General features: G+C 70.9%; 3 protein-coding genes. All 3 read right to left on the reverse strand.

The window, feature by feature from the left end:
• Nucleotides 1-939: serine/threonine-protein kinase (locus tag AC08OV_RS16595; protein WP_476619904.1), on the reverse strand; the 939-nt coding region annotated here is incomplete at its 3' end.
• A gap of 185 nt (nt 940-1,124) precedes the next feature.
• On the reverse strand, nt 1,125-2,009 hold the full coding sequence (locus tag AC08OV_RS16600) for a hypothetical protein (RefSeq protein ID WP_476615232.1): 885 nt from the start codon (nt 2,007-2,009) through the stop codon (nt 1,125-1,127).
• Nucleotides 2,010-2,049: 40 nt separating this feature from the next.
• Nucleotides 2,050-2,400: hypothetical protein (locus AC08OV_RS16605; protein ID WP_476619905.1), on the reverse strand; the 351-nt coding region annotated here is incomplete at its 5' end.

Consider the following 2,400-nt stretch of genomic DNA (forward strand, 5'->3'; position numbering starts at 1 on the left):
GATCGGACCCGCGAGGTCGGCGTCGCTCGCCGGCGTCCCGGAGGCGCCGCCGGGAGGCGTGTTCAGCGGCCGGATCAGCGCGGTCACCTCGGACAGGGACAGCCCCTTGGCCACCATCGGGGCTTCGGCACGTAGGTCCAGAAGACGCGCGTAGAGCTTCTCGGCGGTGGGTCGCTCCGCCGCTGCCTTGCGCATCGCATCGGAGACCAGGGGCCGCAGGCTGTCCTCGAAGCCGTCAAGCATCGGAGGATCGTTGACCGTCCGGTACAGCACGCTGGGAGCAGGGCCGTTACCGAACGGGTAACGACCGGTCCCGGCGAAGATAAGGACACCGCCCCAGGCGAACACGTCCGCCGCCGAGGTGACCTGCTCGCCTAAGGCCTGTTCCGGCGCCATGAACGCCGGCGTCCCGAGCTGGCGATCCCCGCTGAGTACCGTCGCGGAGTCCAGGGCGCGCGCGATACCGAAATCGATCACCTTCGGTCCGAGCCGGGACAGCAGGATGTTGGACGGCTTCAGATCCCGGTGCACGAGTCCGGCCTGGTGGATCGCCATCAGCGCGGTGGTCATGCTCACCGCCAGCTGATGAAGCTCCGCCGGGGTTAACGGGCCGCGCGTGCCGACCGCCTCGGACAGCGTCGGCCCGTCGACGTACTCGGTCACCAGATAAGGCGGATCGGCGGTGATGTCGACGTCGAGGACCGCCGCCGTGCAGAAACGAGCGACCCGCCGGGCGTTGTCGGCCTCCTGCTTGAGCCGGCTGCGGAACTCGGCCAACCGGGCGAGATCCGCCCGGATCAGTTTGACCGCGACCAGACCACCGGCGGTGTTCTCCCCCAGGTAGACGGTCCCCATCCCACCCGCGCCGAGACGCCGCACCAGCCGATAGGGACCGACCTCGGTCGGTTCGGAGGCAGCATGATCCGCGGGCCTGTCCACGGGCCTGTCCGCGGGTCGGTCCGCGGGTCCACTCCGGCCGGGTGGGTGGGACATTAGATGATCACTCCCGCCCGAGGTTGTCGAGGATCCCGAGGTTGTCGAGGGTGTCGGTCAGCAGTCCACCCGCACCGGTAACACCGGGTAACACCCGGCAACACCCGGTAATGTCTGGCGGCGCATGGCACCTAACGGCGCTGCGACCTGGCGCGCCGACGTCCACGGGCCGCTATCTGGTAGTGCACGGCCAGGAACGACAGCGCCAGGAAGAGCGGAAGCAGCACCGATGGAGGCGAAGCGCTGGTGTCCGCGGAGACCAGCACCATGTCTATACCGGCGGTGAGGTTAGCTCCGCAGGCGGCGGTGACCGGACGGTAACCCGGCTGGAAGCTGGCGAACTGGACCACGGTCTCGAACGTGCCGTCCTGGTCGGCAACGGTCCGTCCGACCAGCTCGCCGCCCGCGGTGAGCATGGCCTGCGACCCGGGTCTGCAGCCGGCACCCCGGGCGAACAGCGTATCTCCAGCCGTCACGGCGCTCCGGTCGAACAACAGCTCACCGGGACGTGCCTCGCGTGCCACCGGCTCCCCCACATCCGGCTCTGACACGCCGGGCTCGGACCCGCCGGGCTCGGACACGGGTGTGCACACGCCCAGCACGCGCACCGTCCCCTTCGGGCAGCGGGACAGGGTGGGTGCCGCGCACTGCTCGTCGAGCGGAACCGCGAGGCCGCCGGGGCAGAGCCGGCGCCCGGCGGGGCAGTCGAGCGTCGCCGCGCGCACGGAACCGTCCCAGCAGACGACCGGGACCGGCGGGGATGGCCGCGGCGGCGGGCAGGCTTCGCCCACGGCGACGCCGACCACCGAACCGGGGCAGGCCTTCTGCGGCAAGGGGCACTGGTCGGCCGATCGGCGCACGGACCCGTCCGGACAGGTAATCGAGGTCTCCTTCTCCCCGTTGGAGCCCGGCTTGGTGGAGTCGGTGACCGGGGACGAGGTGATGGGAGGTGACGTGGTCTTCGTGTCCTCCGTGGGAGTGGGGCAGGGCGTCGCGTCGACCAGGCCGAGCGGCAACGCGGGGGCGGGCGTCGTGCATTGCTGGGGACCGCCGCCATCACATCCTGTACCTGTATCTGTACCTGGCATTGATGTCGACACCGACGCCGGCCCGGAGGTGCACCGGGGTTGTGGGCAGGCACCGTTCGGCGGTGATGACGCCGCTGCGTCGGCCGATCGAGGCGTGCTCGGTGGGCAGGCCGGAGCGTGCTGGTCGCAGGGGCCGCCCGCATTGCCCGTGGCTGCGGCCGGGCAGGCCGGCGAACTGGGCGTGCAGCGCCCACCAGCGTCCGTCGTCGTCCCCGACGGGCAGATCGTCGTACTCGGATCGGAGTAGGGAGACGGGGTACCGCTGGGGGTCTCCGGGTTCGGTACCGGGTTCGGCGCCGGCTTCGGCATGGGCGGTGGG

The organism is Frankia sp. CeTa3Moorea (assembly GCF_978021225.1).